The following is a 26665-nucleotide window of genomic DNA, read 5'->3' on the forward strand; positions in this document are numbered from 1 at the left end:
CGGTCCTGCAGCAGCCTGGCAGGCCGTTGCGGTTAGGGCAGTAAGAGCGGAGGCAATGCAGGTCCATATTGTCTGCACATTTGGCTGACAGTATCTTGAATTTGAACCGTCAATCAGGAGCAAGCCAATGGCCAGCCAGGACACCACTGAACGTTACGGAACCGTCACCCGCCTGTTGCACTGGAGCATGGCATTGCTGATTGCCTGGCAGTTCCTGTCGGCGATTGCGCATTATGGGTTTGAAGACAGTGCGTTCGAGGCCTTTTTCTGGCCGACCCACAAACCTCTAGGCCTGCTCCTGATGATCCTGATTGTGGTCCGCCTGCTGTGGGCCCTGAAGAACCTGGCCAGCCGTCCGCCCTCCATCAACCTGCCCGCCAAACTGGGTCATCTTGGCCTCTATGCGTTGCTGCTGTTGGTCCCTGCGTTGGCACTATTGCGACAATATGGCTCCGGCCGGGCCTTTGATCCGTTTGGTATTGCGCTGATGCCGGGTGGCGGTGACAAGATCGACTGGATGGTGGATCTGGGATCACTGCTTCATGGGGAGTTGGGGTGGGTACTGCTGGCCATGATCGCCGGTCACATCGCCATGGCCTTTGTGCACCGTCACCAACCCGGCCAGATCAATGTGCTGCCGCGCATGTGGGGTAAATGACGGCTGGACGAGCTCTTTCCACTCCCTTGGCAGTCGCCCTGACCCGGATCAGGTTTTCCAGGAACGGTTTGAAATCCGCAATTTAAGACATTGACCACTATCCTTCCCCGGAGGGCTCTTTAGAATGCGCCCTTTAATAAAAAAGTACTGGGGAAAAATCATGGTTATGGAACGACTCAAAGGGGTATTTGAGGTCAAGGGACTGCTGGGGGGTGTCGTTGGGGCACTGGTCTTGCTGGTGGTAGCGAACAAGTCCATCTTCTATGCCGAACCGGGATATGTGTATCACGTGCGGACCATTCTGGGTCAGGAACATGTGGTCAGCGATGTGGGGTATCAGTTCTTCTTCTTCGGGCGCTGGAACTCCTGGAAGCGCGCGCTGACGGTACAGGCCGTGCGCGGCGGCAGTGAAACGCTGGATTATGTGGAAGTCGAACACTCGGAAACATCCGCTGCCTTGCCGCCACAGAACATCATGTTCCTGGATCAGGTGGATGCCAATGCCCAGGCCACGGTCCGCTTTACCATTCCCACGGACCAGGACACCTTCCTGCGCCTGGCCCATGAATATCGCACCCCGGAAAACCTGTTGCGCACTGCCCTGATCCCGGCCTTCAAGGAAACCCTGCAGGCCAACGCTTCTCTGATGAGCGCCGAAGAGTACTACTCCGGTGGCCGTACCGAATTCAATACCGAATTCGAAAACCAGATGATCAACGGCATTTATATCGTGCGTCGCGAAGAAGTCAGCCAGAAACGCGTCGGTGATATCAAGGGCTCTGCCAACGTTGCCATGGGCACGGATCAGCAGGATTACGGAGATGACAGCAAGGTAATCTTCGTGGTGCGCAAGATGCTGGATGAGACCGGTATTCCACTGCGTAAATCCCAGCGCTTTATCGATTACGGCGTCTCCGTGGTGGAAGCCCGTGTGACTCAGATGGATCCCAACCAGCGTTTTGTCGAGCGCATGCAACTGAAACAGAAGGCGTCCGCCGACCGCGCCATCGCCCGTGAGCAGCGGGTCCAGGAAGAAGAGCAGCGGTTGCTGGCCATTGCCCGCGGGGAGCGTGAAGTGGCAGAACGGCAGGCCAAGGCCAAGGTGGATCAGATCCAGCGCACTACCGAAGCAGAGACGGAAAAGCAGCTGGCCATTACCGAAGCCCAGAAACAGAAAGAGCAATCGGAAATCGAGAAACAGACTGCACAGATCCAGCTGGAAAAAGCCCGTATCGAAGCGGAAACCCGTCGTACCCTGGCTGACGCGGAAGCCTACCAGAAGAAAGCGGTGCTGCAGGCGGATAACGCCCTGGCGCAGAAACTGGATGCGGAAATCGAAATCCAGAAAATCTGGGCCCAGGCTTTCGCCAACCGCAAGGTGCCACAGTATGTATTCGGTGGCGGTGAGGGAGGCACGCCTACTGGCTCTGATGGCGAAACGCGTGCCTTCATGCAAATGCTGACGCTGGATGCGGCCAAGCGGTTGAGTTATGACCGGGATGTGAAGAAGTAACCTCTTTCAGGTGACGATGACACCGGTCATCGTCACCTGCAATGTCAGTACCCTCCGTTCGCAGAACGCTGCGAAATCACTACCGTTCGGCTAATGCGATCATGCAACAGCCGCCCTCCCAAAAAGGCGTTGACGATAAAAATCACTTTCCAGAGCAGGCCGGTGAGGATGAAGGCAATAACGCGCAGCCCGTTGTGCCAGAAAGGCAAACGCTGGCCATGACGATTGACGACACGCAAGCCGAGCAAATACTTTCCCGGAGTGGCTTGCAGGGGAGTGGTTTCCATAATCAGACCCATCAGCAAATAACCCGGCAAGGTGCAAAGTAGCAACAGGCTTTCGTATCCGGATTGCGTACCACTGATCATTTTGATGGGACCTACGAGAAGAATCGCAATGGCCACCATGACAAAAAACAGGTCCATCACAAAGGCCAGGATGCGAATGCTGTAGCTGCCATAGGCATGTGTGGGCGGGACATCATGATCCTGGTTCGCGACGACACGCTGCGCAGAGGGGCCAATCAGCTTTCCTCCCCGTATTCCATGACCCTCTACCGGGGGGGCGCTGAGTGCATCAAGTCGGGCAAAAATGGGGTCGCATACGGTGCTGCCCAATGTGTTAGCCAATGCCGTGCGTTGACCTGTCCAGTGAAAAAACGCATTCAGATACGATAGCACCGCCACATCAGCAAGTTCGCCAGTTGCCTGATACTGTTCAGCGATAAGCCTGAAAAGCTCCTGCCCGGCGGCATGATGGAAACCGTCATCCAGTAGTTCCGCGCGGGTAAAAAGCGGTTGCCATTGCTGAGGTTGTGAACGGCCCTCTGGGGTTGAAAGATACTGTTTGGCGTTACTGATCCATTGCGACACCGCCTCCTTAGGGGCCTCGGCTGACGGGCGTAATGTTATTGCTTCGGTATCAGGGTATGACAAGGGTTCGGGTGTCGAGGCACTGTCAATAACCTCTGCGGTGTCTATGTCAGGGGTTTCCTGCGGGGCCGTCGTATCATTGGCCGCCAGCGCCAGGGCGGTTTTGTAGGCCTGATGTAACTGCTGAAACGCAAGGGGATCATCATCTGGACGGGTGTGTTTGAGCTGTTGCGCATAGGCGCGTTTGATCGCCCGTACATCCTGAGTGGGCTGAATGCCGAGCAGGTCCCAGGGCATATCAGCCTCTCCTTTCTCGTTGGCGATTGCGTGTTTCAGGCCAGTTGATAATACGTGTGCCAGAAAAGCGGTCTTGCAGCAGGTCGCCCTGCAGAAAAAGGTTGATGAACATGACCAGCAGTACCAGGGTGTTGAGACCCAATGCCCACTGATTCAGGTACAGCATTAATGGCAGGCATAACAGGAATGCGGCTCGTCGAAGCACATGCCGCAATGTCACTGGTTTGAACGTTCGGGTCATGACACGCAGGCCGAATAGCCAGGGCGCGGGGGCGGCACGCAAGGGGCTGAGTTCGCACAGTGCTGCAAAGAGCAGGTAGATCGGGATCAGTAAAAGCATGTCGTCACCTTGCGGACGCAAGTGACTGAAGTGTGTGTCGACCCAGGAAATATTGAATAGGCTTTTCAGCACCAGGCCCAGCATCACAACATCAACGACCATCGCCAACCCGCGCAGTAACGGGTTAGCCAGGGCGAACTCAGACGGGTGGCTAACAAGTGGCTGGTGAGCGATCCTTTTTTTTCCTCCTCGCACCCCCGCAAAGGGCTGAGTTTGCTGTGCGTCATCTATTCGCGAAAAGAGTGATTCAAGCATCACGCGGTCATGGCCCCGGAACGCATCGGCCTCCAGGGAAGACCAGAAGAACAGATTGTCGAGAGAGAAGAGCACCGCTGGCGACATTGGTGTGCGGCGTGTATCACCGCCAAGAATGGCCGCTTCATGTGCGATGATGAGATCAAACAAACGGCGGGCAAAGCGGCGGTGACAATCGTCATCGAGGAACAGGGGCTGCTGCAACAGGAAGTTCCAGTACTGCGGTTGCCGGGCACCGTGGTGCTCGGCCATCAGTGCCTCGCACCGCTGGAGCAGTGGGGCCAGGATATCTTCGGCTTGTTGAGTCTCAGTCTGTACCGTGTCGCTGCCGGTTGTCGTTGTGTCCGAAAGGGTAAGGGTCCAGCTTGCCAGTGTTTCCGGTGTTGTATTCTGTTCGCCGAGGGGGGCGGCACAAGGCTGCTGTGCACTGGACTGCCGGGCCGCATGCGCAAGCGCTTGCTTGTACGCTTCATGCAATCGCTGGAAAGCCTCGGGCTGTTCATCCGGTCGGGTTTGTTTGAGCTGGCGAGCATAGGCCCGCTTGATGGCGCGCGCATCGCTGGTGGGTTCCAGTTCAAGAATACCCCAGCGATCCATCAGAACCAGTCCTCATTTTCCAGTTGGGCCAGCGCATCGCTGACCTGCTTTCTCATTTTGGCGATCTCCGCCGGGTTCTGGCTTTCCAGCACGCGTTCGAATTGTTGCATGACATTTGCCACGTAGTCCCGTCGCTCACCGAGGCAGCTTTCATAGAGTCGCTCACCACGGGCAAGCAAAGCTCTGTTCTCTTCTCCGTCACGGGGATGAAACTTGAGTTTTTCCAGTTTCGCCAATGCTGCCTGTTTCTCGGCTTCGCCAAGCGCCCCGGGAGCGTGCTCAATCAGGTGATGGTGGGCTTTTCCGTTGGAGACCACGGTGACATCGACCGACAGCAATCCATTCATGTCATAGCTGTAGCGGATGTCGATGGCTTCTTCCCCTTTGGCCGCGGCCGGTACCGGTACCGTCAGCTCTCCCAGGTATACATTCTTTTCGACCAGGCGGTTTTCGCCCTGGTACACCTTGACGGTGACTTCCGTTTGGTTGTCATGGGCAGTGTAGACCTGTTTGACGATGCTCACAGGCACGACACAATTGCGTTCGATAATGGGTAGAAAGTAATCGCCCTGGCGGGGGTTATCACGATTGAGAACGCCGGTACCGAGGGTATAGGGGCAAACATCGGTCAACACCACATCGTCCAGCGCTTCATCGCGCATCATCAGCCCGGCCTGAATCGCGGCGCCCATGGCGACAACGGTGTCCGGATCCAGATGACATGACGGTAAGCGACCAAACATCTTGCCCACAGTTGAACGGAAGATCCCGAGCCGGGTCGAGCCGCCGACCAGTACCACATCATCAATTTTGCCGGGATTGAGATTGGCATCGCGAATAGCGCGTTCGATGGGATGTTTGGCGCGCAATAACAGCGGTGTGCAGACACGGGTGAACCAGTCACTGGTTACGGTAAATTCCACCGGTTGTTTGCCGAGATCCAGTGTCAGTGTCTGTTCCTGGGCGCTGAGCTTGCGTTTGGCCCCTTCCATCTGCAGGTACAGGTTCTGCAACTGCACCGGGGTGAGGTGGTCGCGCTTTATGCCTTGCTCGCGTAGCACGTCTTCGACCATCGCATCGACAAAATCCTCCCCGCCAAGAAAGTTGTCCCCGGCACTGGCGTGAACCTCCATGATGCCGTCGAAGAACTCGAGCAGTGATACATCAAAGGTTCCGCCGCCAAGATCCAGAATCAGGAACAGGCCCTCCTGCTTTTCATGCAGGCCATAGGCAATGGCCGCAGCGGTGGGTTCGTTGATAAGTCGTTCGACCTTGAGGCCTGCAAGCTCCGCAGCTTGTTTGGTGGCCTGGCGCTGATTGTCATTGAAGTAGGCCGGTACACTGATGACGGCTTCAGTTACCGTTTCCCCCAGAAACGTTTCGGCATCTTCCTTGAGGGAACGGAGCACCAGCGAGGAGAGTTCGGTGGCAGTGAAGGTGCGTTTGGCGAGTTTGACCTGATGGTCTGTGCCCATCAGCCGTTTGAACGCTGCTACCGTGCGATCACTGTGATTGATCAGACGCTGCCGGGCGGTCCGGCCGACGATGATTTCCCCGTTTTTGTCCAGGCCAACAACGGATGGGGTGAGCACCTCGCCGAGCCGGTTGGGGATCAGTTTGACCCCGTCCTCTGTCCATACCCCACAGGCACTGTTAGTGGTGCCCAGATCAATCCCGATGATGGTCATATCCCTTCCCTGTTATGCTGTCCGACACATTATGAGGACGGACATGCTTCAAATAGGCAACAATTTACAGATTCCTGATTCAGAGATCGACCTGCAGGCCATTCGTGCCCAGGGCAGTGGTGGCCAGAACGTTAACAAGGTCTCCAGTGCCATTCATCTGCGTTTTGATATCCGTGCTTCCTCATTGCCGGATGTCTACAAGGAGCGGCTGTTGGCGTTGAGTGATCAGCGCATCAACAGCGATGGTGTGGTGGTGATCAAGGCCCAGCAGTTTCGCACCCAGGAAAAAAACAAGGAAAACGCGCTGGCAAGGCTGGCCCAGTTAATCCAGAGCGTGACGGTAGAGCAGAAAAAGCGTAAACCCACCCGCCCGACCCTGGGTAGCAAGAAGCGCCGCATGGACAACAAGACCAAACGCGGCCAGATCAAATCCCTGCGTGGCAAGGTCGATCCGGGGTAAGTGCAGCGGCATTGACCGGAATCCTCCCGCCCCTTGGCGTTATCGGACCCTCCCCTGTGCGCAGGGCTTTGTTAAGCTGGGCGCCGAATCGTCATCACGGAGCTGACCATGAAAGCCATCGTCACCACAGGCTGGGGCCTGAACGCCAAACTGACCCTGACCGAGACCGATGCCCCGCAACAGCCGGGGCCGGATGATGTGTTGGTACAGGTGCATGCGGCATCCGTGAATCCCAAGGACTGGAAGCTCAATTACCACCTGGCCGTGGCCGCGACCCCGGTGGGAATCAAGCGTCTGCCGCCGATTTTTGGTGATGACCTGGCCGGCGTGGTGATAGCCAAAGGCCGCAATGTGCGTCATTTCGAAATCGGTGATGCGGTTTATGGCATGGACATGCGGCTGCGTACCGCCTCGCTCGCCGAGCAGGCGATCATCAGCCAGCATCGGGTGGCGAAGATACCCAGGGGCCTCAGTTTTAATGAAGCCGCCTCCCTGCCCCTGGCCGCTCTGACCGCTCTGCAGGGGCTGCGCAAGGGCGGTGCCAGGGCGGGCAAGTCCGTGTTGATCATTGGCGCCTCTGGCGGGGTCGGCACGCTGGCGGTCCAGATCGCCAAGCAGATGAAGCTGCATGTCACCGGGGTGTGCAGTACCCGCAATCTGGATTTCGTCCGTGAGCTCGGTGCCGACGCCCTGATTGATTACACCCAGGGGGACTACCGCAAGACCGCTGGCGAGTTCGACATCGTGTTTGATGTGACCTCTTATGAAACACCGCTGACCTGCAAGGCATTGCTGGGCAAGCACGGGCACTTTATTTCCACCGGTGGCCAGGGAGCGTCCATGGTGGCCACGCCGTTCTACCGTCTGCTAGCCAAGAAGGCCGGCACTGTGGTGGTGGAATCCTACCGCGAAGATCTGGATACCCTGGCGGAGATGGTCGAACAGGGTGCCCTGACCCCCATTATCGACAGTGTCTTTCCCCTGCAAGACAGCGAAGCGGCCTATGAGCGCAACCGTAGCGGTCGTTGCCGGGGCAAGGTTGTAATCGAAGTGTGTTGATGGGGGTGTTTGACGGGAGCGGCATATGCCACTCCCGTCGTCCTTAAATCACCAGCATATCCATAAAGGCATTCACCGGGGTGCTCTCCAGAGTCTTCTGGTCCTTGCACAGCGTAAAGATTGCGTCGCTGCGGCCGGACGGGAAGCGGGTCGCCAGGTTGCTTTTGAACTTCTCCTCCAGCACCGGAATGCCTTCTTCACGGCGGCGGCGGTGGCCGATGGGGTATTCCACCGCCACTTGTTCGGTGTGGCTGCCGTCCTTGAAAAACACCTGAATGGCATTGGCGATAGAGCGCTTGTCCGGGTCCAGGTATTCGCGGGTGTAACGCTCGTCTTCCACGATTTCCATTTTTTCGCGCAGGGTGTCGATCAACGGGTTGGCGGCGTGGAAGCTGTCTTCATAGTGCTCTGCGGTCAGGTTGCCGAAGATCAGCGGTACCGCAGTCATGTACTGAATGCAGTGATCGCGGTCCGCCGGGTTGGCCAGGGTGCCGTGCTTGGAAATGATGCGGATGGCGGATTCGTGGGTGGTGATGACGATACGCTCGATTTCGTCGAGCCGGTCTTTCACCTGCGGGTGCAGGGTCACCGCAGCTTCACAGGCGGTCTGGGCATGGAACTCCGCCGGGAAGCTGATCTTGAACAAAATGTTTTCCATCACATAGGTGCCGTAATCCCGCTGGAGGCGGAATTCGCGCTCGTCTTCCGGTTTCAGGGCCAGGTCCTTGTTGGTGTGGCTGAAGGACACATCGTAGAAGCCCCACTGCGGGGCGGTGAGCACGCTGGGAATGCCCATTTCGCCGCGCAGGGACATGTCGGCCAGGCGCACGGCGCGGGAGGTGGCGTCGCCTGCGGCCCAGGATTTGCGTGAGCCGGCATTGGGGGCATGGCGATAGGTGCGCAGGGACGAGCCATCGACCCAGGCCTGGGACAGGGCCGCCATGATCTGCTCGCGGTCGCCGCCCAGCATATGGGTGACCACGGCGGTGGAGGCCATCCGTACCAGCAACACATGGCACAGGCCGACACGGTTGAAGCTGTTTTCCAGTGCCAGCACCCCCTGAATTTCGTGGGCTTTGACCATGGCTTCCAGCACATCCTTCATGGTCAGCGGCGCCTGGCCATTGGCCAGCCGCTGCTGGGACAGGTGATCGGCCACAGCAAGAATGCCGCCCAGATTGTCCGAAGGATGGCCCCACTCCGCGGCCAACCAGGTGTCGTTGAAATCCAGCCAGCGAATGATGCAGCCGATGTCCCAGGCGGCTTTCACTGGATCAAGAATGAACGGCGTGCCCGGTACACGTGCGCCGTTGGGTACCACGGTGCCCTGCACCAGTGGCCCAAGATGTTTGGTGCATTCCGGGAAGCGCAGCGCCAGCAGGCCACAACCCAGGGTGTCCATCAGGCAATGGCGGGCCGTTTCCATGGCTTCCCGTGAGGTGATATTGAAATGGATCACGTAGTCAGCGATATCCTGAATCACCTGGTCGTAATCGGGACGGTTGGCAAGATCCATATTGGAAGACATAACGTGGTAACTCCTCGTTCAACGGTCGAATGACGTTGGGCGCAAAGAAATACCTGGCCAGAGCATGGCAACACGAATGGATGCCGGAAAGCTGGGAGATGAAAGTCCAGTGTGCCTGTGCCGGCAGGCATTGCAAGTCATCACAATCTTGATCTGGATCCATATGCTGCCAGACCAGGCTGCTAGCCTTCCGGGATCCATAACAAGGAGGTGAAACATGCGCATTGTTTGGAGTCAGGAATACGAGCTGGGGATTGTGGTGATTGATCGACAGCACCGACGCATTGTGGATCTGATCAATGATCTGGATCGTCTTGTCGGCCTCCCTGATGCTCGCCAGGGGGTAGAACGTGTGCTCTATGATCTGGTCGATTACACCGAGTCCCATTTTGATTTCGAGGAAGCCCTGATGGAGCGCGCGGGTTATCAGGAGCTGGATGGACACCACCATCTGCACCGTCAATTTACCTTCCATCTTGAGGCCCTGCGCCAGCGTCATCTTGCAGGCGAGGATGTGGTAGAACCCCTTTTGCGAATGCTGGAAAAATGGTTGTTGAACCATATCCTGGAGGAAGATCTGGCCTACACGGAACAGGTACGCGATTTTATTAATGGCATTGGCAAGGAGCGCCTGGGCAGCTGGGTAAATGAAAACGTGAGACGGCATTTTCGGCAGGCTTGATTGCCCGGCGGGCCAGTCGGGTCGTCACCGGGAGATAGCCAGTTTGCGTGTGGCATTATGCCGCATGTTGTCCACACCGGCGCATCCGTAGAATCCCCGCCCGCGTTGAAGCAATACCGCGCGACTGACGTTGACTTTGCCGGGGAAAAGAAATGCGATTGCCTGCTCGTAAACTGCTCGCTACCAGTATGGGCCTTTATTTGCCCATGGCCGCCTCTGCTGTCGAAGGACAGCCGGCAGGAGAAGAAAACCTGCTTGCCGCGATCAAGGTAGAAGTCGAGCAAATGAAAACTGCCGAGACAACCAGGGCAAAACTCGAACGTGAGCATGCGCTGACCCCGGGTGGGGTAACATTGGTCGAGGCGGAAGATCTCAGAGAGCGTAGTGTCGTCAGCCTGGGTGACATGCTGCGTTATGTACCGGGTATGTGGACGGCTACAGGCTCTACTGGCGACGGGACCTTTATCTCCAGTCGAGGTTCCAATCTGGATGCGGTTGCCTATGACGGTAATGGCATGAAGTTGATGATCGACGGATTGCCCGTCACAGCTGCAGATGGCAACAACCACAACAGTTTTATCGATCCGCTGGCGGCACGCTATGCGGTGGTCGCCCGCGGCGCCAATGCCATGACTTACGGCGCCAGCACCCTTGGTGGCGCCATCAACTTCATTACCCCCACTGCGCGAACCACCCCCAATGAGGTTTACCTGAGCGCGGGGAGTCATGGGACGGTGCAGAACAGTGTTACCGGTGGCGCCGTTGCCGGGGACTTTGATGGTCTGGTAACCGTCGAACAGCGTAGCTATGACGGTTTTCGTGGTCATCAGGAACAGCAGCGCAGCGGTGTTTATGCCAATACGGGTTGGCAGATCAGCGATCGGATCGAAAACCGCCTTTACCTTACCTATGTGGATAACGACCAGGAACTGCCTGGCTCTCTCAGCCAGGCGCAGTTTGACGAGGATCCCTACCAGGCCAACCCCAACAATATTCCCGGTAATTTTCTGTATAACGTGGAAAAATGGCGTGTCGCCAATCGCACCGAATGGGCATTAAGTGACACTAGCGATTTGGTGGTGGGCTTCTCTTTTGAAGATCAGTCTCTCTATCACCCGATTGTCGAGAACCCGTTCTTCAGCTTGCTGATTGATAATGACCAGACCACCTTTGGCACCACCGTCCGTTACGACAAAAAGCTCGGCAACCATGACCTGCTGTTAGGTCTCAACTATGGGGAGACTCGGGTTAAAGGCGGTAACTACCAGCACAGTGGTGGCGTCCGTGGTGCGTTGTCTACCAAGGTCGATAACAAGGCAGATAATCTTGAAATCTTCGCCATGGATCACTGGCATTTTGCCGAGCGTTGGACACTGGTGTATGGGGCGCAAGCGGTAACCGGTACCCGAGAAGTGAGTAACACTGATGTCGCAAGCGGTGTTGAGCGCAATCCCAAAGAAGATTATGACGCGATTAACCCGCGGGTGGGGGTGATCTATCAGCTGGCGGATCGCAGCGAGTTGTTTGCCAACGTGAGCAAACTCTACGAGGCCCCAACCCTGTATCAGCTGGAAGATGATGTTCAAGCCAATAATGAAACCCTTGATCCCATGCAAGGGGTTGTTGGGGAGGTCGGGACCCGTGGCTCGGCGCCGTTCGGCCAAGCCAGCCAGTGGAACTGGGAAGTGTCTGTTTACTACGCTCAGATCGAGGACGAAATTCTCTCCATTGATGATCCAAATGCGTCAGGCACCAGCCTATCCACCAATATTGAAAACACCATTCATGCCGGTGTGGAAGCCCTGTTGGGTGCCAGCTTTGCGCTAGGCAGCAATGCGCAGCGCATTGAACCGGTGGTTAGCCTCACCTGGAACGATTTCACTTTTGATAATGACCCGATCTATGGTGACAACCAGCTGCCGGTGGCGCCGGAATTCTTTATCAAAGGCGAGGTCATCTATCGCCACGGCAATGGCTTCTTTGCCGGCCCCACCTTTGACATCGTCGACGACCGCTTTGGTGACTTTGCCAATAACAAGGATATCGAGGGCTATGAACTGGTGGGTGCGCGCGCCGGAGTTGCCCGTGACAACTGGGAAATCTATCTGGAAGGCCGCAACCTGACCGATGAAGTTTACGTGGCCAATGTCAGTGTCAGCGACGATGAGACAGTGAACCCGGTCAGCATTCAGCCCGGTGAACCACGCTCGGTCTATGCTGGTGTCCGTTTCGATTTCTAGCCGGCTGTTGAAATGCCCCTTGCAGGCGCAGCAGATTGGCCCTTCAGGCTGCGCCCTGCGGGTTTGCCGAGGGGCTGAAAAACTGAGTATGCAACGGGCTTTTCAGCAGCCTGCAGGGACAGAATCATGACGCAGAACGGGAAGATGTCGGTGGCAGCGCCGGGCCGATACTATCAATCGGTTTGGCGCTGGCATTTCATGGCGGGGATGGTGGTTATCCCCTTCCTGTTCATGCTGACGTTCAGCGGCTTGCTGATGTTGCTGAGCAAGCCGCTGGATTCCGCCCTGAATACGGATCGGCTCACCGTGGCCGTCGGCGATAGCCGCGTACCTGTCAACACGCTGCTGCATACAGTTGAACAGCAGTATCCCCACTACGCCATCAAGCTCTATCTGCCGCCGCAGGCGCCGACACAGTCAGCGCAGTTTTCATTACAGCCCCATTCCCATGCTGGCCATGGTGGACACCATGCCCCCGCAACATTGGTTTATCTGAATCCCTACACCGGTGAAATCCTGGGTGATCGGGATCCGGCCACCAGCCTCTATGCCCGCATCAAGACCTTTCATGGATCCCTGTTTATGGGTGGGGTGGGGGATGCGCTGATTGAAATGGCCGCGGGTCTGGCGGTGCTGATGATCGTGACGGGTCTGTACTTGGCCTGGCCGAAACAGGGCTGGCGGGCCTTGTTGCCTCGCCGAGAGGTAAAATCGCGGTTGGCCTGGCGCCAATGGCACCTGACGATGGGGTGGTTGATTGCATTGCCGCTGGTGTTCTTCCTGATCTCAGGGCTTGCCTGGACCAATGTCTGGGGTGGCAAAATCGTGCAGCCCTGGGGTTCGCTCCCCGGCACCCGATATGTGCCGCAAACTGAAACAGCGCCGAGCGCACGAGACCATAGCGCCATGAACGAGCATGGCGTACACCGGGTGCCCTGGGCACTGGAACAGACCCCGATGCCAGTGGCCCCGACCGCAGAGCAACGCCTGACCCTGGATGACGTGGTGAACCTGGCCAGGGCAAAAGGATTCGGCGGCTTTCGGGTGCACTTCCCCCAGCAATCCGCTGACGTGTGGACGGTATCCGCCACCACTATTGCCGGAGATATCACCGATCCGGGTCAGGAGTGGATTGTCCATCTGGACCCAGCTACGGGCGAAACGTTGCAGGCGATACGCTTCGCCGATTACCCCGCCATGGGCAAGGCCATGGCCGCGTCGATTCCCTTCCATCAGGGGGATCTCGGTCCATGGAACTGGTGGCTGAACCTGCTGTTTGTGTGCCTGATTCTGGTACTGATTGTCACTGGTGGCATGCTCTGGTGGAAACGCCAGACCCGCCGCGTTGCACCCTCGGCCCCCCAAAAGCCCGCCCTTGTCGTGGCGACCATCATGCTGTTGGTGGCGTTGCTGTTCCCCCTGTCGGCACTGGCCATGTTGGTGTTGATTGCCGTGGATGTCTGTGTGTTGCGGCGCGGAATGCGCTAGTGGCCGGCGCGGCGTCGAGCGCGTTCCGCATGCATTGACGCTGTTGTCTCGTTGACGGGAAGATACATGGCACCGGTCAAAACGCGATGGCTGTCCGTCTAACCGGTATGACAGCGCCAAGCAATGGAATTACCATGGGTCAGTATTCGGGGTATCACCTTTCCGACAGTGAGGGTCTTTGTCACGAGTCCCCTTGTCATGACAGCGACCTGTTCGGGGATCTGGCGAGGCAGGCCGGTATCCTGGCCACACGGGCTTGCTACCTGCCGGGGTTTCTCAAACCGGGGCATCGCTATTTGCATCGCGTGCAGTACCACCAGCACGATATTGCGCACATTCATGAAGAGGGGCATCACGATGGTGCCTCCAGTTTCAGTACCCTCGAGTACGTCTTGTTGTCCGGGGCGGAAATTGTCGAGAGCTGGAAGCTGTCGAATCCCGACGACCTGTCGAGGTTGGCGAAATCCGATTTTACCCTGCAAATGCACCGCTCCTTGTTCGGGGCGCCTCATGATTGCATTGTGATGCTGGCTCATGGATTGGGAGCGAACCTGAACAGACAATGCCTGGAAGCCTTTGGACTGAAAACCACAGCTATCGCTGAGGTTATCGGCAAGCTCCCGGTGTCCCTGTTGCGCCAGTATGTAGATAGTGGCTTGCTTGATGAAACGGCCCTGCTCGCCTGTTATGAGCAGAATTTGTATTGCGCCGTGAGGGACTTTCAACAGCGCCAGAAAGGGGAGTCTGCGGATTCCAACCTGCTGTTGCTGTTTGACGAAACCTTTCAGCCTTCCGGCGACAAGGTTCGCCAGGCGGTTGCGCGCTATCAATTAATTGCTGGCGGCCAGTGGCAGTGTTTCCTGCCTGATTCTGCTTGCATTGAGTTTAACGAACGTCAGTTTGGTTATGTCATCGACAGCCGTGGCGAGGACGGAGCCCTTTCCGTCTTGCGCGATTTACCCTTGGTCCTGACCCTGGATGTTCAGCCGCATATCCGCCGTGCGCTGGTGACCGGCCGTATCAGCGATGCGGTCGTTTTGTTGAAACGGTATGCCAACCACAAACAAGGCTTTCATGCCTGGATTCGCGAATATGTGGCCGTTTACGGCCGCGTGCCGCGTTTTCGGTTTGATGTTCTGCCCTTTTATGAAGCGGTGAAACGGGAACAGTTTTCAGCGGGCTCGCTGACCTTGCGGCAGCTCTGTGAAAGCGGTTACGCGGCGGCATTGGACCAGCACCTGAAAACGGAAAATCCGCCACTAAAGGCATTGAATTCAGCACTGCCGTACGCGGCCGACATGGGCTACGCGCACATGGTCAAGCGGCTGCACGAGGCCGGGGCCGACCTGGACACCTGGGCGAACTACGCGATCAAGACTGCCACCAGCAAGGGCTATGGCCCCCTGCTTCGCTATCTTCGCGACAATGGGGTGAGCTGGGAAGCCCCCGAGGTGTCTGCCAGCGAGTGGGGGTTCTGACGCAGGTCGGTTGAGGCAGGGTTTCGGCCCGCAACTTACCCACCCCTTGTACCCGAGTCGCCCAACACTCTGCAGGAGGGCGATTCGGGACTGCAAGAGGGGTCATATTATGGCTTGCCGGGGGGCGTTGGGATCAAGCCACCGAACCAAACACCTGAATAATATTCCCCAGGCGCGCGGTGAATTTGTCGCCGCTATTAAGCGGTCCGACGCCGGCGGGGGTGCCGGTGAAGACCACGTCGCCGGGTTCCAGAGTGAAGGTCTGGCTGATTTCGGCCAGCAGTTCGAAGGTGGGAAACAGCATCAGGCCGGTGTGGCCGTGTTGTTTCACGGCTTCGTTGATCTCCAGGGTCACATCCAGGTTCTGGCGCACGGAGATGCCGCGGGCATCGATAAAGCCGGATACCGGGGCGGCGCCGTCGAAGGCCTTGGCCCGTTCCCAGGGGAGCCCTTTTTCCTTTAGCTGGTTTTGCAGTGCCCGCAGGGTTAGATCCAGACCGACGCCGTAGGCGGCGATGCTGAAGCGAATGTTCTCCAGATCGGTTTCCTTGCGGATGCGTTTGCCGATCAGCACCACCATTTCCACTTCATGATGCACCGGCCCCTGCCCTGTCGGGATCACCACCGGTTCGTGCAGGCTGGCCAGCGCAGAGGCCGGCTTCATGAACAGGATTGGGGACTCGGGTACCTCGTTGCCCAGCTCGCGGGCGTGGTCGACGTAGTTGCGACCCACGCACACGACCTTGCCCACCGGGATATCAATGGGGGAGCCGTCGATCCAGCGGTGGACGTAGCCATCGTCGTCGCGGTTCAGGGTGATGGCATCATCAAACATCAAACAGCTTCCCGGGGTTCATGATGTTGTTGGGATCGAACACTTGCTTGACGGCTTTCATGCAGGCGATTTCTTCCGGGCTGCGCGAGTATGTCAGGTAGGGTTTCTTGGTCATGCCCACGCCGTGCTCGGCTGAGATAGACCCGTTGTACTTCTCGACGATCTCGAACACCCACTTGGAGACGTTGTTGCACTTGGCGAAGAAGTCTTCCTTGGCCAGGTCTGCCGGCTTGAGGATGTTGAGGTGCATGTTGCCGTCGCCGATATGGCCAAACCAGACAATCTCGAAATCCGGGTAGGCGTCCTGCACCACGGTGTCCACGTCTTCGACAAAGTCCGGCACCTTGGCGATGCTCACCGAGATGTCGTTCTTGTACGGGGTGTGCGGGGCGATGGATTCGGAGATGCGCTCACGCAGCTGCCACAGCTGGTCGAGCTGCTGCAGGGACTGGCTCATGACGCCGTCCAGTACCCAGCCTTCTTCCACGCATTTCTCGAAGATGGCCATGGCCTGCTCGCCGACCTGCTCGGAAAGCTGCTCGAATTCCAGCAGGCAGTAGAACGGGCACTCGGTCTCGAAGGGCTTGGGCACGCCGTGGGCCAGTACGTGGGCCATGGCCTTGTCGGAGAAGAATTCAAAGGCGGTCAGGTCGATGTCCTGCTGGAACGCGTGCAGGATGCTCATCACTTGGCGGAAGCCCGGCGCGCCCAGTACCAGGGCGGTCAGGTCTTTCGGCTGGCGAGTGAGTTTGACGGTGGCTTCTACCACCAGGCCCAGGGTGCCTTCAGAGCCGATAAACAGGTGACGGAAGTCGTAGCCGGTGGCGTTCTTGATCAGCCCCTTGTTCAGTTCCAGCAGTTCACCCTTGCCGGTGATGACTTTCAGGCCGGTGATCCAGTCGCGGGTCATGCCGTAGCGGATCACCTTGATGCCGCCGGCGTTGGTGCCGATGTTGCCACCGATCTGGCTGGAGCCGGCGGAGGCAAAATCCACCGGGTAAAACAGGCCCTTTTCCTCGGCGAATTCCTGCAGCTGCTGGGTGACCACACCGGGTTGCACGGTGACAGCGCGATCGAATTCGTTGAAATCGAGCACCTTGTTCATGCGATCGAAGGCCACTACCAGCTCGTTGTTGGCGGCCACGGCGCCAGCAGACAGACCGGTCCGGCCACCGGACGGCACCAGGTGCAGGCCGTGCTCGTTGGCGATTTCCACGATCTGCTGCACTTCCTCGATGGTCTCCGGCAGCGCGATGGCACAGGGGGCCGGGGCCCACACCTTGGTCCAGTCGACCCCGTAGCGCTCGGCGCTGTCCGGATCGGTGAGCAGGCGTTTGCCAAGCAAATCAGTCAGTTGCTCCAGCGCGGCATGGGCAAGGGCGGTCATCAAGGGTCTCCTGAGCGGGGTAAAACGCACGATCTTGAGGCGTTCTCACGACAACTTGAGCAATCCGACTGCCGGGTTGCTCTCAATTTGAGCGCGCTATGTTAACATACGCGCCCATTTCACAGGCTACCGAGACTTCAATCATGGCCGATACTTCTCTTGAGAAGGACAAGATCCGCGTTCTCCTGCTCGAGGGCATCCACGAAAATGCCGTGGAAAACCTGAAGGCACACGGCTACACCAACGTGGAACTGCTGCCCACCGCCCTGACTGGCAGCGATCTGACGGACAAGATCCAGGATGCCCATTTTATTGGTATCCGCTCCCGCACCCAGCTCACCGAAGAGGTGTTTGCTGCGGCGGAGAAACTGATTGGTGTCGGCTGTTTCTGTATCGGTACCAACCAGGTGGACCTGAAGGCGGCCCTGAAACGCGGTATTCCGGTGTTCAATGCCCCCTACTCCAACACCCGTTCCGTGGCCGAGCTGGTGATTGCCCACACCATCAACCTGATGCGTGGCATTCCCGAGAAGAACGCCTCTGCCCACCGTGGTGGCTGGCTCAAGTCGGCCAAGGATAGCTACGAAATTCGTGGCAAGACCCTGGGTATCGTGGGTTACGGCAATATCGGCGCGCAGGTGTCGGTGCTGGCTGAATCCATGGGGATGAAGGTGAAGTTCTACGACGTGATTCCCAAGTTGCCGCTGGGTAACGCCGAGCAGGTGAGCAGCCTCAACGACCTGTTGGGTCAGTCTGATGTGGTCAGTCTGCATGTGCCGGATACCGCCGACACACGCTGGATGATCAAGGAAGAGCAGATTCGCGCCATGAAGCCCAAGGGCTATCTGATCAACTATGCCCGCGGCAAGGTGGTGGACATTGATGCCCTGGCGGCAGCGCTGAAGGACGGCCATCTGCTGGGTGCCGCCATCGACGTGTTCCCGGAAGAGCCGAAAGGTAACGACGACGAGTTTGTCAGCCCGCTACGCGAATTCGACAACGTGATCCTGACCCCGCATATCGGTGGCTCCACCCAGGAAGCCCAGGTCAACATCGGCACCGAGGTGTCCGAAAAGCTGGCCCGTTACTCCGATAATGGCGCCACCCTTGGCGCGGTGAATTTCCCGGAAGTGGCCCTGCCGGCTCACCCGGACATGCACCGCCTGCTGCACATTCACAAGAACGTCCCCGGCGTACTCACCCAGATCAACACCATTTTCTCCGAAAATGGCATCAACATCTGTGGTCAGTACCTGCAGACCAATGAAGACATTGGTTATGTGGTAATCGACGTGAACAAAGAGTACAGCCAGCTGGCGCTGGACAAGCTGCGCACCATCGAGGGCACTATCCGTACCCGCGTGTTGTTCTGATTGACAGGAAGTGCCAGGCACCGGGCAGGAGGATTGTGACCTGCTCGACAAAAAGCCGAAGTCGGGCTACCTTGCCTGCTTCGGCTTTTTTGTTTTGGGGACCATCGGGAAATGATAACTCTTGCCAAAGGATGGCTGGCGCTGGTGCTGCTCGCGGCGCTATCGGGGTGTGCGACCAATTCGTTGTTCGTGTCTTACCCCAGTCAGGCACAGAAGTGGAAGACTACGCTGGCCAGTGAAGCCCCTGACCAGGGGGTGATAACCAAGCTTGAGCAGTCCACCGCCGGGGGGGATGGTGTGCTGTATCTGCAGGAACTGGGTCGGGTAACCCAGCTAAATGGGCAGCCGGAGGCCAGTCGCAATGCCTTTGCTGGGGCGGTAGCGGAGTACGACAAGGAAGATGCCAGCGCCAAGATTCAGGTGTCTTCCCTTGCGGCGACCGGTACGGCCATGCTGACTAATGACAACGCCCGCCCCTATGTGGCGCCAGACTATGAGCGCATCTTCACCCGCGCCTATCAGGCGCTCAACTATTGGGCGGATGGCGATGCCACGGGTACCTCGGTGGAACTCCGCGCAGCAGCACTTGAGCAGCAGGTGGCGGCCAACAAGCGCGACAAGGAAATTGCCAAGGCGGAAGAAGATGCTGACGAAAACAGCATCGACCTGAATCAGTTCGATGGCTACTTCGAAGGGCTCAATGCGGTGGCCGGTGATGTGAAGGCCAGCTTCCAGAATGCCTGGACTTTCTATCTCTCCGCGCTCTTCTGGGAAGCGCACGGCGAGTATAACGACGCGCTTGTGGACTACAAAAAGGCCCTGGAAATCAATCCCGACTCCACCATGCTCAAAGAAGATGTGGAGCGGATTTCCAACCGGATGAAGCGTCGCAAGGTCGACGATGGCGGTCTGGTGGCGATCATCTATGAACAGGGATACGTGCAGCCGCGGCAGGAGTTCAGCTTGCCTATTCCTACCGTGCATGGCGTTTTCTCGGTCGCCTTCCCTACCTATGCCCTCGCGGACAAACCCATGCCCAATACCCTGCGGGTACTCGATACTGCCAGCCAGCCATTGGGCGAGACCCAGGTGCTGGCGGATGTGGGCGCCCTGGCCGCCAAGGACCTGAAGGAACGCATGCCAGGCATGCTGGTACGCCAGACATTGCGTGCCACTGCCAAATATAATGTGCAGAAGCAGGCCAACGACAATTTCGGTCTGCTGGGTTCATTAAGTACCCAGATTTATAACCTGGTCAGTGAGCAGGCGGATCAGCGCAGCTGGCTGACGCTGCCGGCCTATGCCCAGGCCACCCGCTTTACCCTGGAACCCGGTGAGCACACCCTGGTGTTGAGCACCCCGCAGGGCAATGCTACGTTGACAGTACCGGTTGTAGACCGGGGCCTCACCGTGATCCATGCCGTGGCCATTCCCGGCCGCTTGATTACTCGTGTGTTACCCGTTCAGGAGGGACCCTTATGACGATATTTCGCCCATTGATGGCGCTGCTGGTGGCGCTGCTTCTCACGGCCTGTTCGGCCAGCAACATGGGGCAGCTGGAAGTGGATGAGAACGGAGAGACGGTTACCAGGGTCTATTCCAATAACAGCCTGCTTTCCAGCCGGATTTCCGTGCCTGACCTGAAGCAGAAAAAGGTAGGCGACCTGCTCTACATGCAGGCCACGCTGGAAAATGACTGGAAATTCCAGCTCGACTTTCAATACAAGGTGAAGTTTTTTGATGCCGACGGCTTTGAACTGCAGCCGGAAGCACAGCCCTGGCGGCAGGTGGTGATGGCCGGTCGCAGCCAGAACAATATCAAGGCCATCGCCCCGAACCCGTCGGCCGTGCGCTTTGAAATCTGGGTACAGGAATAACCTCTCGCGTTTGCGAGACTAAAAGGAACAAGGAGACAAGAATGCGACGTGTACTAACCATGATCATGCTGGGTGCCGCTGTGGCGCTGTCCGGCTGTTCTACCGTGGACTATGGCGATGCCCAGGCCCGTGAAACTGTGAACACCGATTTCGGTTCCACTGACCTGCAGATGATTGCCAGCAAGATGGTCGATGACATGCTGGTGTTCCCGCCCATCGTGCAGCTGACCCAGAACCGTCGTCCGGTGGTGTTTGTGGACAGCATCAAGAACAAGACCACCGAGCACATCGACACCGAGTCCATCACCGACACCATCCAGTCCAAACTGCTTAACTCGGGCAAGTTCCGTTTCGTGGACATGACCAAGGTGGAAAGCGTGCGTGAGCAGCTGGACTACCAGAGCGAATCCGGCCTGGTGGATCCAAACACCGCTGCGCAGATGGGTCGTCAGATCGGTGCCGAGTTCATGATGTACGGTAACTTCTCTTCCATTGTGAAGCGTGAAGGCAGCACCAAGGATGTGTACTACAAGTTCACCCTCAAGCTGATGAACATTCAGACCGGCATCATCGAATGGGCGAACGAGAAAGAAATCCGCAAGACCCAGAAGAAAAGCCTGTTTGGAATGTAAGTAGCGGGCTAACGCCTGGTTGCTAGAGCCCGCGGAGCCTACCGGGAAACTATACGGTGAGCTCTGTGGTCTCTTTGGTATCCCGCGGTGCGAATATCGCCCGTCAGAACAAGGAGGTCACATGTTCAAACGTCTATTTGCTCCACTGTTTCTCTTGCTGGCGATATGCTCAACGGCAAGCCATGCGCTGACCGAAACGGTGTCCGTCACGGCCCGCGGGTTTGGCGACAACCCCGAGCAGGCCATGACCAATGCGCTGGTGGCGGCGGTTCGCCAGGGAGGCGGTGTGACCCTGGCGGTGGATCCCAACTTCCGTACGGATGTGTACGAGTGGGTGATTCAGCAGCAAGGGGATGTGTCCACCTGGATGGGCAAGGAAACCTCGGTGCCAGAGCCCCAACTGCCGACCATGGGCAACATCAAGACCTATCAGGTGCAGTCTGTGAAGCAGGTGGACGATGGCATGTGGCAGGCGGATATCCAGGCCGATATCTTGCGTCCCAAGTCCATCGGCCCGGACCGTTCTCATCTTCCCGGTATTGCCATTGCGACCTTTGATACCCGTGCCGCCAGTTATGACCTGGGCGACGTCAAGGTTTCCGCCTCGGAAGTACAGCGGGATCTGGCGGAAAACCTGTCCATGGCCTTTACCCAGTCAGGCCGTTTCCGGGTGCTGGATCGTGCCTACCTGGCGGATATCGACAAAGAGCTGGGCGTGGTTGCCGAAGGCAGTATTGCCCCGGAAGAAATGGCTCGCCTGGGCCAGCGCAAAGGGGCAGACCTGTTGCTGGTCGGGACCATTGAAGATTTCCAGATTGGTGACAGCGAGCGGGAATTCTACGGTGCCAAGATGGGCGGTTATGAGCCCTATGTACGGGTGCGTTATCGTCTGATTGATACCACGACGACAGAAATACTGTGGAGTGACCTGTATGTGTGGGACAAGTCTGAAGCGGAAATTCGCGAAGTGGCCCGCCAGTTGAACATTGATGACCGTAATCATCCTGAGCGCCTTGCCGATGTGATGTACCCCGAAATTGCCCGGGCCATCGCCGGAGATGCCACCGACGTGCTCTACCCGGTTCAGGTGATCAAGGTAGACGGCAGCACGGTCTTCCTCACCCAGGGTGAAGGGCGTCTGGAGAAGGATGCGCTGATGAAGGTGTACCGTCCGGCCGGAGAAATGAAAGATCCGGACACCGGCATGACCATCAAGATGGAAGGCGCTGCACTGGCCACACTCAAAGTGAGTGAAATCCGTCCGGATTATGGGATTGCCGTGATCGAAGGTGATGCCAGCAGCCCGCTCAAGGTGGGTGACCGGGTGCGCCCGGACAAGCAGGCCAATAACCCGGCGGCTCAACCCGCCGGCCAGCCTGCCACCCCGGGATCGTCTGACGCGCCGATCCAGTGGTAAAACAAAAACCCCCGCACTGCGGGGGTTTTTGTTTTTATGTAGGAGCATAGCTCCTGCAAAGGGACGGCGACGCGATTATCAGGATGCCGGATTCGCGGCCAGCGCAGCGGCTTGCTTCTTGCGCTTGCTTGTCACTCTCGCCTTGCGTTTCTTCCACCAGATCACCAGCCCGGTGATCGACAGCATCGCGACAGCGATGCCCATGATGGAAATGATGATACGACCAGGCAGGCCGGCGATACGGCCGGAGTGCAGAGGGAACTGCAGCTGGTTGAAGACGTCGGCGGCGGTGCCGGTCCAGGGGACTTCGTCACCCAGCAGCTCAGCGGTGTTGCCGTCGTAGTACAGGCTTTTCACTTTCATGCCACCGCTGTCGTGGTCTTCCCCGGGGTAGTAAAAACGCACCCCAAAGATGGCGAAGTTGTCGCTATAGAACGTATCGCCAATGGGCTCGTCCCAGCCACGGTTATCGGCTTCTGCGCGGGCCTGTTCAAACAGCTGCGGCCAGGATACCTCTGGCTCCACCGGGTCATGCAGGGCCGTGGGGGCGCGTTTCATGAAGGGGCCCGGGGTGGTTTCGGAAATCGTGGACATGATCGGGTAGAAGACTTCCCGGTACAGGTTCAGCGAGAACGAGGTAAAGGCCAGCAGCAGCAACAGCCCGAATACCCACAGGCCCACGGCCCGGTGCAGATCGAAATTCAGTTTGTAGGGCCCGGCCCCGCGGCGAATCATCCAGGCCGGTTTCCAGCGCTGCATCCAGCTTTTGCCGCCGGCGTTGGCGGTGCGTCGACGGCGCGGCAGAGTCAGGGCCATGGCAATAAAGGTATCAAACAACCAGACCAGCGCGACGCCCCCCATCAACCACACGCCCCACTCATCAATGCCCCGCCATTCCGGAATGTGCAGGGAATAATGGAGTTTGTAGAGGAATGACATCAGGTGTTCCGGATGCAGGGAAATCTTGCCCCACTCGCGCTTGCCGACGATCTCGCCGGTGACCGGATCCACAAAAGCGTGGTTGTAGTCCAGTTCATAGCGCTTGCCGGTGTCCGGGTTTTTCAGGGCATCCACCCAGATCTCGGCGTTGTGGCCGGGCTCGGCGGCCAGCGGGAAGAAACTGACCCGGACACGGGGGTCGTCCGCTTCCACGATCTTGACCAGCTCCAGCATGGGCAGCGGTTCGCCTTCGCTCTGGCTCTCGAACAGGTGAGGATTAAGCCATTCGTCCAGTTCGTGGTCCCAGGAAATGATTGCGCCGGTAAGCCCGGCAATGATCAGGAAGACGGCAATGAAGAGGCCGAACCAGCGATGAAGGACAACGAGCAGCGAGCGCATGAGAAATACCTGGAAAGTCCGCGATAAAGCCTGTCTGGGTGACGCGGAGCCTAGCACAGATGCCAATCATTCTCATTACAAATGTAAGGTGTCAGGGCTTGCCGCCCCACACAGGATAGGGAATACCGGCCAGGCGGTTGATAACGAATGCCTGCGCGACCAGCAGGGCCACGGCACTGACCAGGATCGGCAGTTGCTGTAATTCGTGCATCAAACCCAGCGAGACGATCAGGGCCGTGGCGCCGGCAGGCGGGTGTGCCACTCGAAAGAGAATCATCAGCGCACTGGTGAGCCCGAGTGATAGTCCTGCGGCGGCGACCCGGGACCATTCTACGCCGGTAATAAAGGCGGCAGGGGCATCGTGCAGACCGAACAGCCAGAGGGAGGCCCAGCCACACAGTGCACCGATAATGTGTCCGCACAACACATTGCGCGGCGATGCCGCATCAGCGGTGGGCACATGAAACAGCAGAAAGGCGGTGGCGCCGAGGGAGGGAAAGATAAAAGCCTGCTGCGTCACCAGCGCGACCATGGCGATCAGGGCAATGCTGAGTCCGCCGTTGACCAGGTTGAAGGCCGCCAGCACCAGTCGTGGATTGAAGCGCTGACTCAGCACTTCAAGGTGCAGCTGCCTCAGCAGCCCGCCAACCAGCTGCTGGCGGACCTGATCTGTCTGTTCGCTCATTGGCGCACCATATGCGGGCATTAAAAGAGCGGGAATGGTAAGGCTTGGGGGGTTGGTGATCAATAATGGTGCGCATTATGTTGCTGGTTGGTGCGGAGAAATCGGGTAATCCGGTGTCGGCATAATCCAACCGCTTACAGCGAAATCCGGTAGCATCAGCAGCTGGATAATCGGGAGAACAACGTGGACGGATTTTTCTCGCAGGCACTGGTGTTATTGGGCGCCACCCTCATCCTGCTACCGCTGTTTCAGCGGCTGGGTCTTGGCAGCATTCTGGGGTATCTGGCGGCAGGGATCGCGGTGGGCCCATTGGGGCTGGGGTTGGTGAGTGGGGGTACGGATGTCCTGCACTTTGCTGAGCTGGGCGTGGTGTTGATGCTGTTTGTGGTGGGGCTGGAGTTGGCGCCGCAACAGCTGTGGGCACAACGGCACAGGTTAGTGGGGCTCGGAGCGACGCAGATGGTGCTGAGTGCGCTGTTGCTGGCAGGGGCCTTTATGCTGTTCGGGTTCGGTGCTCCTCAGAGTCTTGCCATTGGCGCGACGCTGGCGCTGTCATCCACGGCCTTTGTGGTTCAGATGCTGGTGGAAACCAATCAGCTTGGCACCCCCCAGGGGCGGTCGGCGTTTTCGATTCTGTTGTTCCAGGACTTGGCCGTCATCCCAATTCTGCTACTGCTGCCGGTGCTGGCGGGCACCCAGGCCGGTGACGACAGCCCACAATTACTGGCCGGGCTGGCGGCCCTGATTGCAATGGTGCTGGCGGGACGTTATGTGCTGAACCCGTGGCTGGGAAAGCTGGCCCGCTTGCGCAACCCGGAGCTGATGAGTGCCAGCGCCTTGATGGTGGTGCTGGGCTCGGCGGCGTTGATGGAGCACCTGGGGCTTTCTATGGGGTTGGGGGCTTTTGTGGCGGGTGTGTTGCTGGCGAACTCGCCCTATCGGGAGCAGCTCGAAACGGATATTCAGCCGTTCAAGGGACTCTTGCTCGGGCTGTTTTTCCTGGCCATCGGCATGACCATGGACCTGCGACTGCTGCGTGATCACCCCGGTGAGATTGTGCTTTATCTGGTGGCCTTGTTGGTGATCAAGGCGGCGGTACTGATGGCCATCAGCCGTGTGCGAAAACAGACCTGGCGTAGCACGGTGTTGTTTGGCGGGTTGCTCTGTCAGGGCGGCGAATTTGCCTTTGTACTGCTGACGCAGGCGCAAAGCCTGAACCTGCTGGATAGCGCGGTGGCAGGGCAACTGAATCTGGTGGTGGCATTGTCCATGGCGGCAACACCGCTGTTGTTGAAGCTGGTCGCGTTGTTGTGGCGTGAGGACCGTCCTTCGCGTGCACGTCCGGATCTCGAGGAGGAGACGCTGCCGAGCCATCATCCACAGGTGGTGATTGCCGGGCTGGGCCGTTTCGGCCAGATCACCGCGCGAATCCTGGTGGGGCGCAATATCCCGTTTACCGCGCTGGACTCGGACCCGGACGAGATTGACCTGTTGCGGCGCTATGGCAATGAGGTGTATTTCGGTGATGTCACCCGGCTGGACCTGTTGCGTAATGCCGGGCTCGACCACGCCCGGGTACTGGTGCTGGCGGTGGACGATGTGGAGGACTCATTGAAAGCCGTGGAACTGGTGCGACAGCATTTCCCTGCGGTGACGATCGTCGCGCGCGCACGGGACCGTTATCACGCCTACCGTCTCCATGAATTGGGTGTAGACCAGGTGATTCGTGAAACGTTTGAGTCGGCTCTGTTGTCGGCCAGGGTTACCTTGATGCAGTTGGGGGTGCCAGAGTCTACCGCCCTGGATCTGGTGCGCAGCTTCAAGGATCTTGATGAGCGGCTGTTGCGAGAGCAGATCGAACATCGTGGGGACATGGAGATGCTGGTCGAAACCAACCGCAAGGGCCGTGAAGAACTGGAATCGTTGTTGTCCGGCGAGGACCGCTGAGGGGATGGCGCCCTGGCAG

22 protein-coding genes are annotated in these 26665 nt (G+C 58.1%); 14 read left to right on the forward strand and 8 right to left on the reverse strand.

The genetic code is table 11. The features are described 5' to 3' along the window. Window positions 1-127: 127 nt before the first annotated feature. Together D4A39_RS08655 and D4A39_RS08660 are read left to right on the forward strand one after the other, a co-directional pair. The gene (locus D4A39_RS08655; RefSeq protein WP_022985951.1) at window positions 128-658 is read left to right on the forward strand and encodes a cytochrome b; all 531 of its coding nucleotides are present in this window, start codon (window positions 128-130) and stop codon (window positions 656-658) included. Between the two features lie 160 nt (window positions 659-818). After that, a complete protein-coding gene (locus D4A39_RS08660; RefSeq protein WP_119917891.1) occupies window positions 819-2171 on the forward strand; it encodes an SPFH domain-containing protein in 1353 nt (450 codons plus the stop codon). A 44-nt stretch (window positions 2172-2215) separates the two neighbouring features. On the opposite strand, the gene D4A39_RS08665 is transcribed toward D4A39_RS08660, so the two are convergent. Genes D4A39_RS08665 through D4A39_RS08675 form a run of 3 tightly spaced genes read right to left on the reverse strand, consistent with a single transcriptional unit; the run spans window position 2216 to window position 6220 of the window. Continuing rightward, window positions 2216-3340 (reverse strand): RDD family protein, encoded by a 1125-nt coding sequence (locus D4A39_RS08665; RefSeq protein WP_022985953.1) that lies wholly within the window; start codon window positions 3338-3340, stop codon window positions 2216-2218. A gap of 1 nt (window position 3341) precedes the next feature. Next, window positions 3342-4532 (reverse strand): J domain-containing protein, encoded by a 1191-nt coding sequence (locus D4A39_RS08670; RefSeq protein WP_119917892.1) that lies wholly within the window; start codon window positions 4530-4532, stop codon window positions 3342-3344. Beyond that, window positions 4532-6220, reverse strand: a complete 1689-nt coding sequence (locus D4A39_RS08675; protein ID WP_119917893.1) for a molecular chaperone HscC — start codon at window positions 6218-6220, stop codon at window positions 4532-4534. Before D4A39_RS08675 ends, D4A39_RS08670 begins: the two co-directional genes overlap by 1 nt. 43 nt (window positions 6221-6263) lie before the next feature. Between D4A39_RS08675 and arfB the strand changes: the two genes are divergently transcribed. Then, a complete protein-coding gene (gene arfB, locus D4A39_RS08680) occupies window positions 6264-6680 on the forward strand; it encodes an alternative ribosome rescue aminoacyl-tRNA hydrolase ArfB (RefSeq protein WP_022985956.1) in 417 nt (138 codons plus the stop codon). 108 nt (window positions 6681-6788) lie between these two features. Then, entirely contained in the window at window positions 6789-7739 is a 951-nt protein-coding gene (locus tag D4A39_RS08685) for an NAD(P)-dependent alcohol dehydrogenase (RefSeq protein ID WP_119917894.1), read from the forward strand. Window positions 7740-7782: 43 nt separating this feature from the next. On the opposite strand, the gene D4A39_RS08690 is transcribed toward D4A39_RS08685, so the two are convergent. Beyond that, window positions 7783-9267 (reverse strand): bifunctional 2-methylcitrate dehydratase/aconitate hydratase, encoded by a 1485-nt coding sequence (locus D4A39_RS08690; protein ID WP_119917895.1) that lies wholly within the window; start codon window positions 9265-9267, stop codon window positions 7783-7785. Window positions 9268-9484: 217 nt separating this feature from the next. Here D4A39_RS08690 and D4A39_RS08695 point away from each other — a divergent pair, with 217 nt between their 5' ends. From D4A39_RS08695 to D4A39_RS08710, 4 genes are all read left to right on the forward strand, one after another. Continuing rightward, on the forward strand, window positions 9485-9949 hold the full coding sequence (locus tag D4A39_RS08695) for a bacteriohemerythrin (RefSeq protein ID WP_022985959.1): 465 nt from the start codon (window positions 9485-9487) through the stop codon (window positions 9947-9949). Between the two features lie 152 nt (window positions 9950-10101). Then, window positions 10102-12189 carry a TonB-dependent receptor family protein gene (locus D4A39_RS08700; RefSeq protein WP_119917896.1) on the forward strand — a complete coding sequence of 696 codons (2088 nt, stop codon included), beginning with the start codon at window positions 10102-10104 and terminating at the stop codon, window positions 12187-12189. A 126-nt stretch (window positions 12190-12315) separates the two neighbouring features. Further along, window positions 12316-13677, forward strand: a complete 1362-nt coding sequence (locus D4A39_RS08705) for a PepSY-associated TM helix domain-containing protein (RefSeq protein WP_119917897.1) — start codon at window positions 12316-12318, stop codon at window positions 13675-13677. A 134-nt stretch (window positions 13678-13811) separates the two neighbouring features. Further along, window positions 13812-15155: a hypothetical protein gene (locus D4A39_RS08710; protein WP_119917898.1), complete on the forward strand. Its 1344-nt coding sequence runs from the start codon at window positions 13812-13814 to the stop codon at window positions 15153-15155. A gap of 133 nt (window positions 15156-15288) precedes the next feature. Here the strand turns inward: D4A39_RS08710 and D4A39_RS08715 are convergent, their stop codons facing one another. Together D4A39_RS08715 and D4A39_RS08720 are read right to left on the reverse strand one after the other, a co-directional pair. Then, window positions 15289-15990 (reverse strand): fumarylacetoacetate hydrolase family protein, encoded by a 702-nt coding sequence (locus D4A39_RS08715; protein ID WP_119917899.1) that lies wholly within the window; start codon window positions 15988-15990, stop codon window positions 15289-15291. Continuing rightward, the gene (locus D4A39_RS08720) at window positions 15983-17377 is read right to left on the reverse strand and encodes a D-2-hydroxyglutarate dehydrogenase (protein WP_119917900.1); all 1395 of its coding nucleotides are present in this window, start codon (window positions 17375-17377) and stop codon (window positions 15983-15985) included. Before D4A39_RS08720 ends, D4A39_RS08715 begins: the two co-directional genes overlap by 8 nt. Before the next feature lie 143 nt (window positions 17378-17520). On the opposite strand from D4A39_RS08720, the gene serA reads away from it, so the two are divergent. The 5 genes from serA (at window position 17521) to D4A39_RS08745 (ending at window position 22676) form a co-directional block, all read left to right on the forward strand. Beyond that, entirely contained in the window at window positions 17521-18750 is a 1230-nt protein-coding gene (gene serA / locus D4A39_RS08725; RefSeq protein ID WP_022985971.1) for a phosphoglycerate dehydrogenase, read from the forward strand. 111 nt (window positions 18751-18861) lie between these two features. Continuing rightward, a complete protein-coding gene (locus tag D4A39_RS08730; RefSeq protein WP_022985972.1) occupies window positions 18862-20232 on the forward strand; it encodes a COG3014 family protein in 1371 nt (456 codons plus the stop codon). Continuing rightward, on the forward strand, window positions 20229-20627 hold the full coding sequence (locus D4A39_RS08735; RefSeq protein ID WP_022985973.1) for a YcfL family putative periplasmic lipoprotein: 399 nt from the start codon (window positions 20229-20231) through the stop codon (window positions 20625-20627). The genes D4A39_RS08730 and D4A39_RS08735 overlap by 4 nt, the downstream gene beginning before the upstream one ends. A gap of 41 nt (window positions 20628-20668) precedes the next feature. Further along, complete coding sequence (gene lpoB, locus D4A39_RS08740) at window positions 20669-21259, forward strand: penicillin-binding protein activator LpoB (RefSeq protein ID WP_022985974.1); 591 nt, start codon at window positions 20669-20671, stop codon at window positions 21257-21259. Window positions 21260-21380: 121 nt separating this feature from the next. Continuing rightward, entirely contained in the window at window positions 21381-22676 is a 1296-nt protein-coding gene (locus tag D4A39_RS08745) for a CsgG/HfaB family protein (RefSeq protein ID WP_119917901.1), read from the forward strand. Between the two features lie 78 nt (window positions 22677-22754). On the opposite strand, the gene D4A39_RS08750 is transcribed toward D4A39_RS08745, so the two are convergent. Beyond that, on the reverse strand, window positions 22755-24014 hold the full coding sequence (locus D4A39_RS08750; RefSeq protein ID WP_119917902.1) for a PepSY-associated TM helix domain-containing protein: 1260 nt from the start codon (window positions 24012-24014) through the stop codon (window positions 22755-22757). A 91-nt stretch (window positions 24015-24105) separates the two neighbouring features. Next, a complete protein-coding gene (locus D4A39_RS08755) occupies window positions 24106-24699 on the reverse strand; it encodes an HPP family protein (RefSeq protein ID WP_102790629.1) in 594 nt (197 codons plus the stop codon). Window positions 24700-24882: 183 nt separating this feature from the next. Here D4A39_RS08755 and D4A39_RS08760 point away from each other — a divergent pair, with 183 nt between their 5' ends. Next, window positions 24883-26646, forward strand: coding sequence for a monovalent cation:proton antiporter-2 (CPA2) family protein (locus D4A39_RS08760; RefSeq protein WP_119917903.1), 1764 nt, complete (start codon window positions 24883-24885; stop codon window positions 26644-26646). Window positions 26647-26665 lie beyond the last annotated feature (19 nt).

It is taken from the genome of Alcanivorax profundi (genome assembly GCF_003597125.1).
GTDB classification, from domain to species: domain Bacteria; phylum Pseudomonadota; class Gammaproteobacteria; order Pseudomonadales; family Alcanivoracaceae; genus Alcanivorax; species Alcanivorax profundi.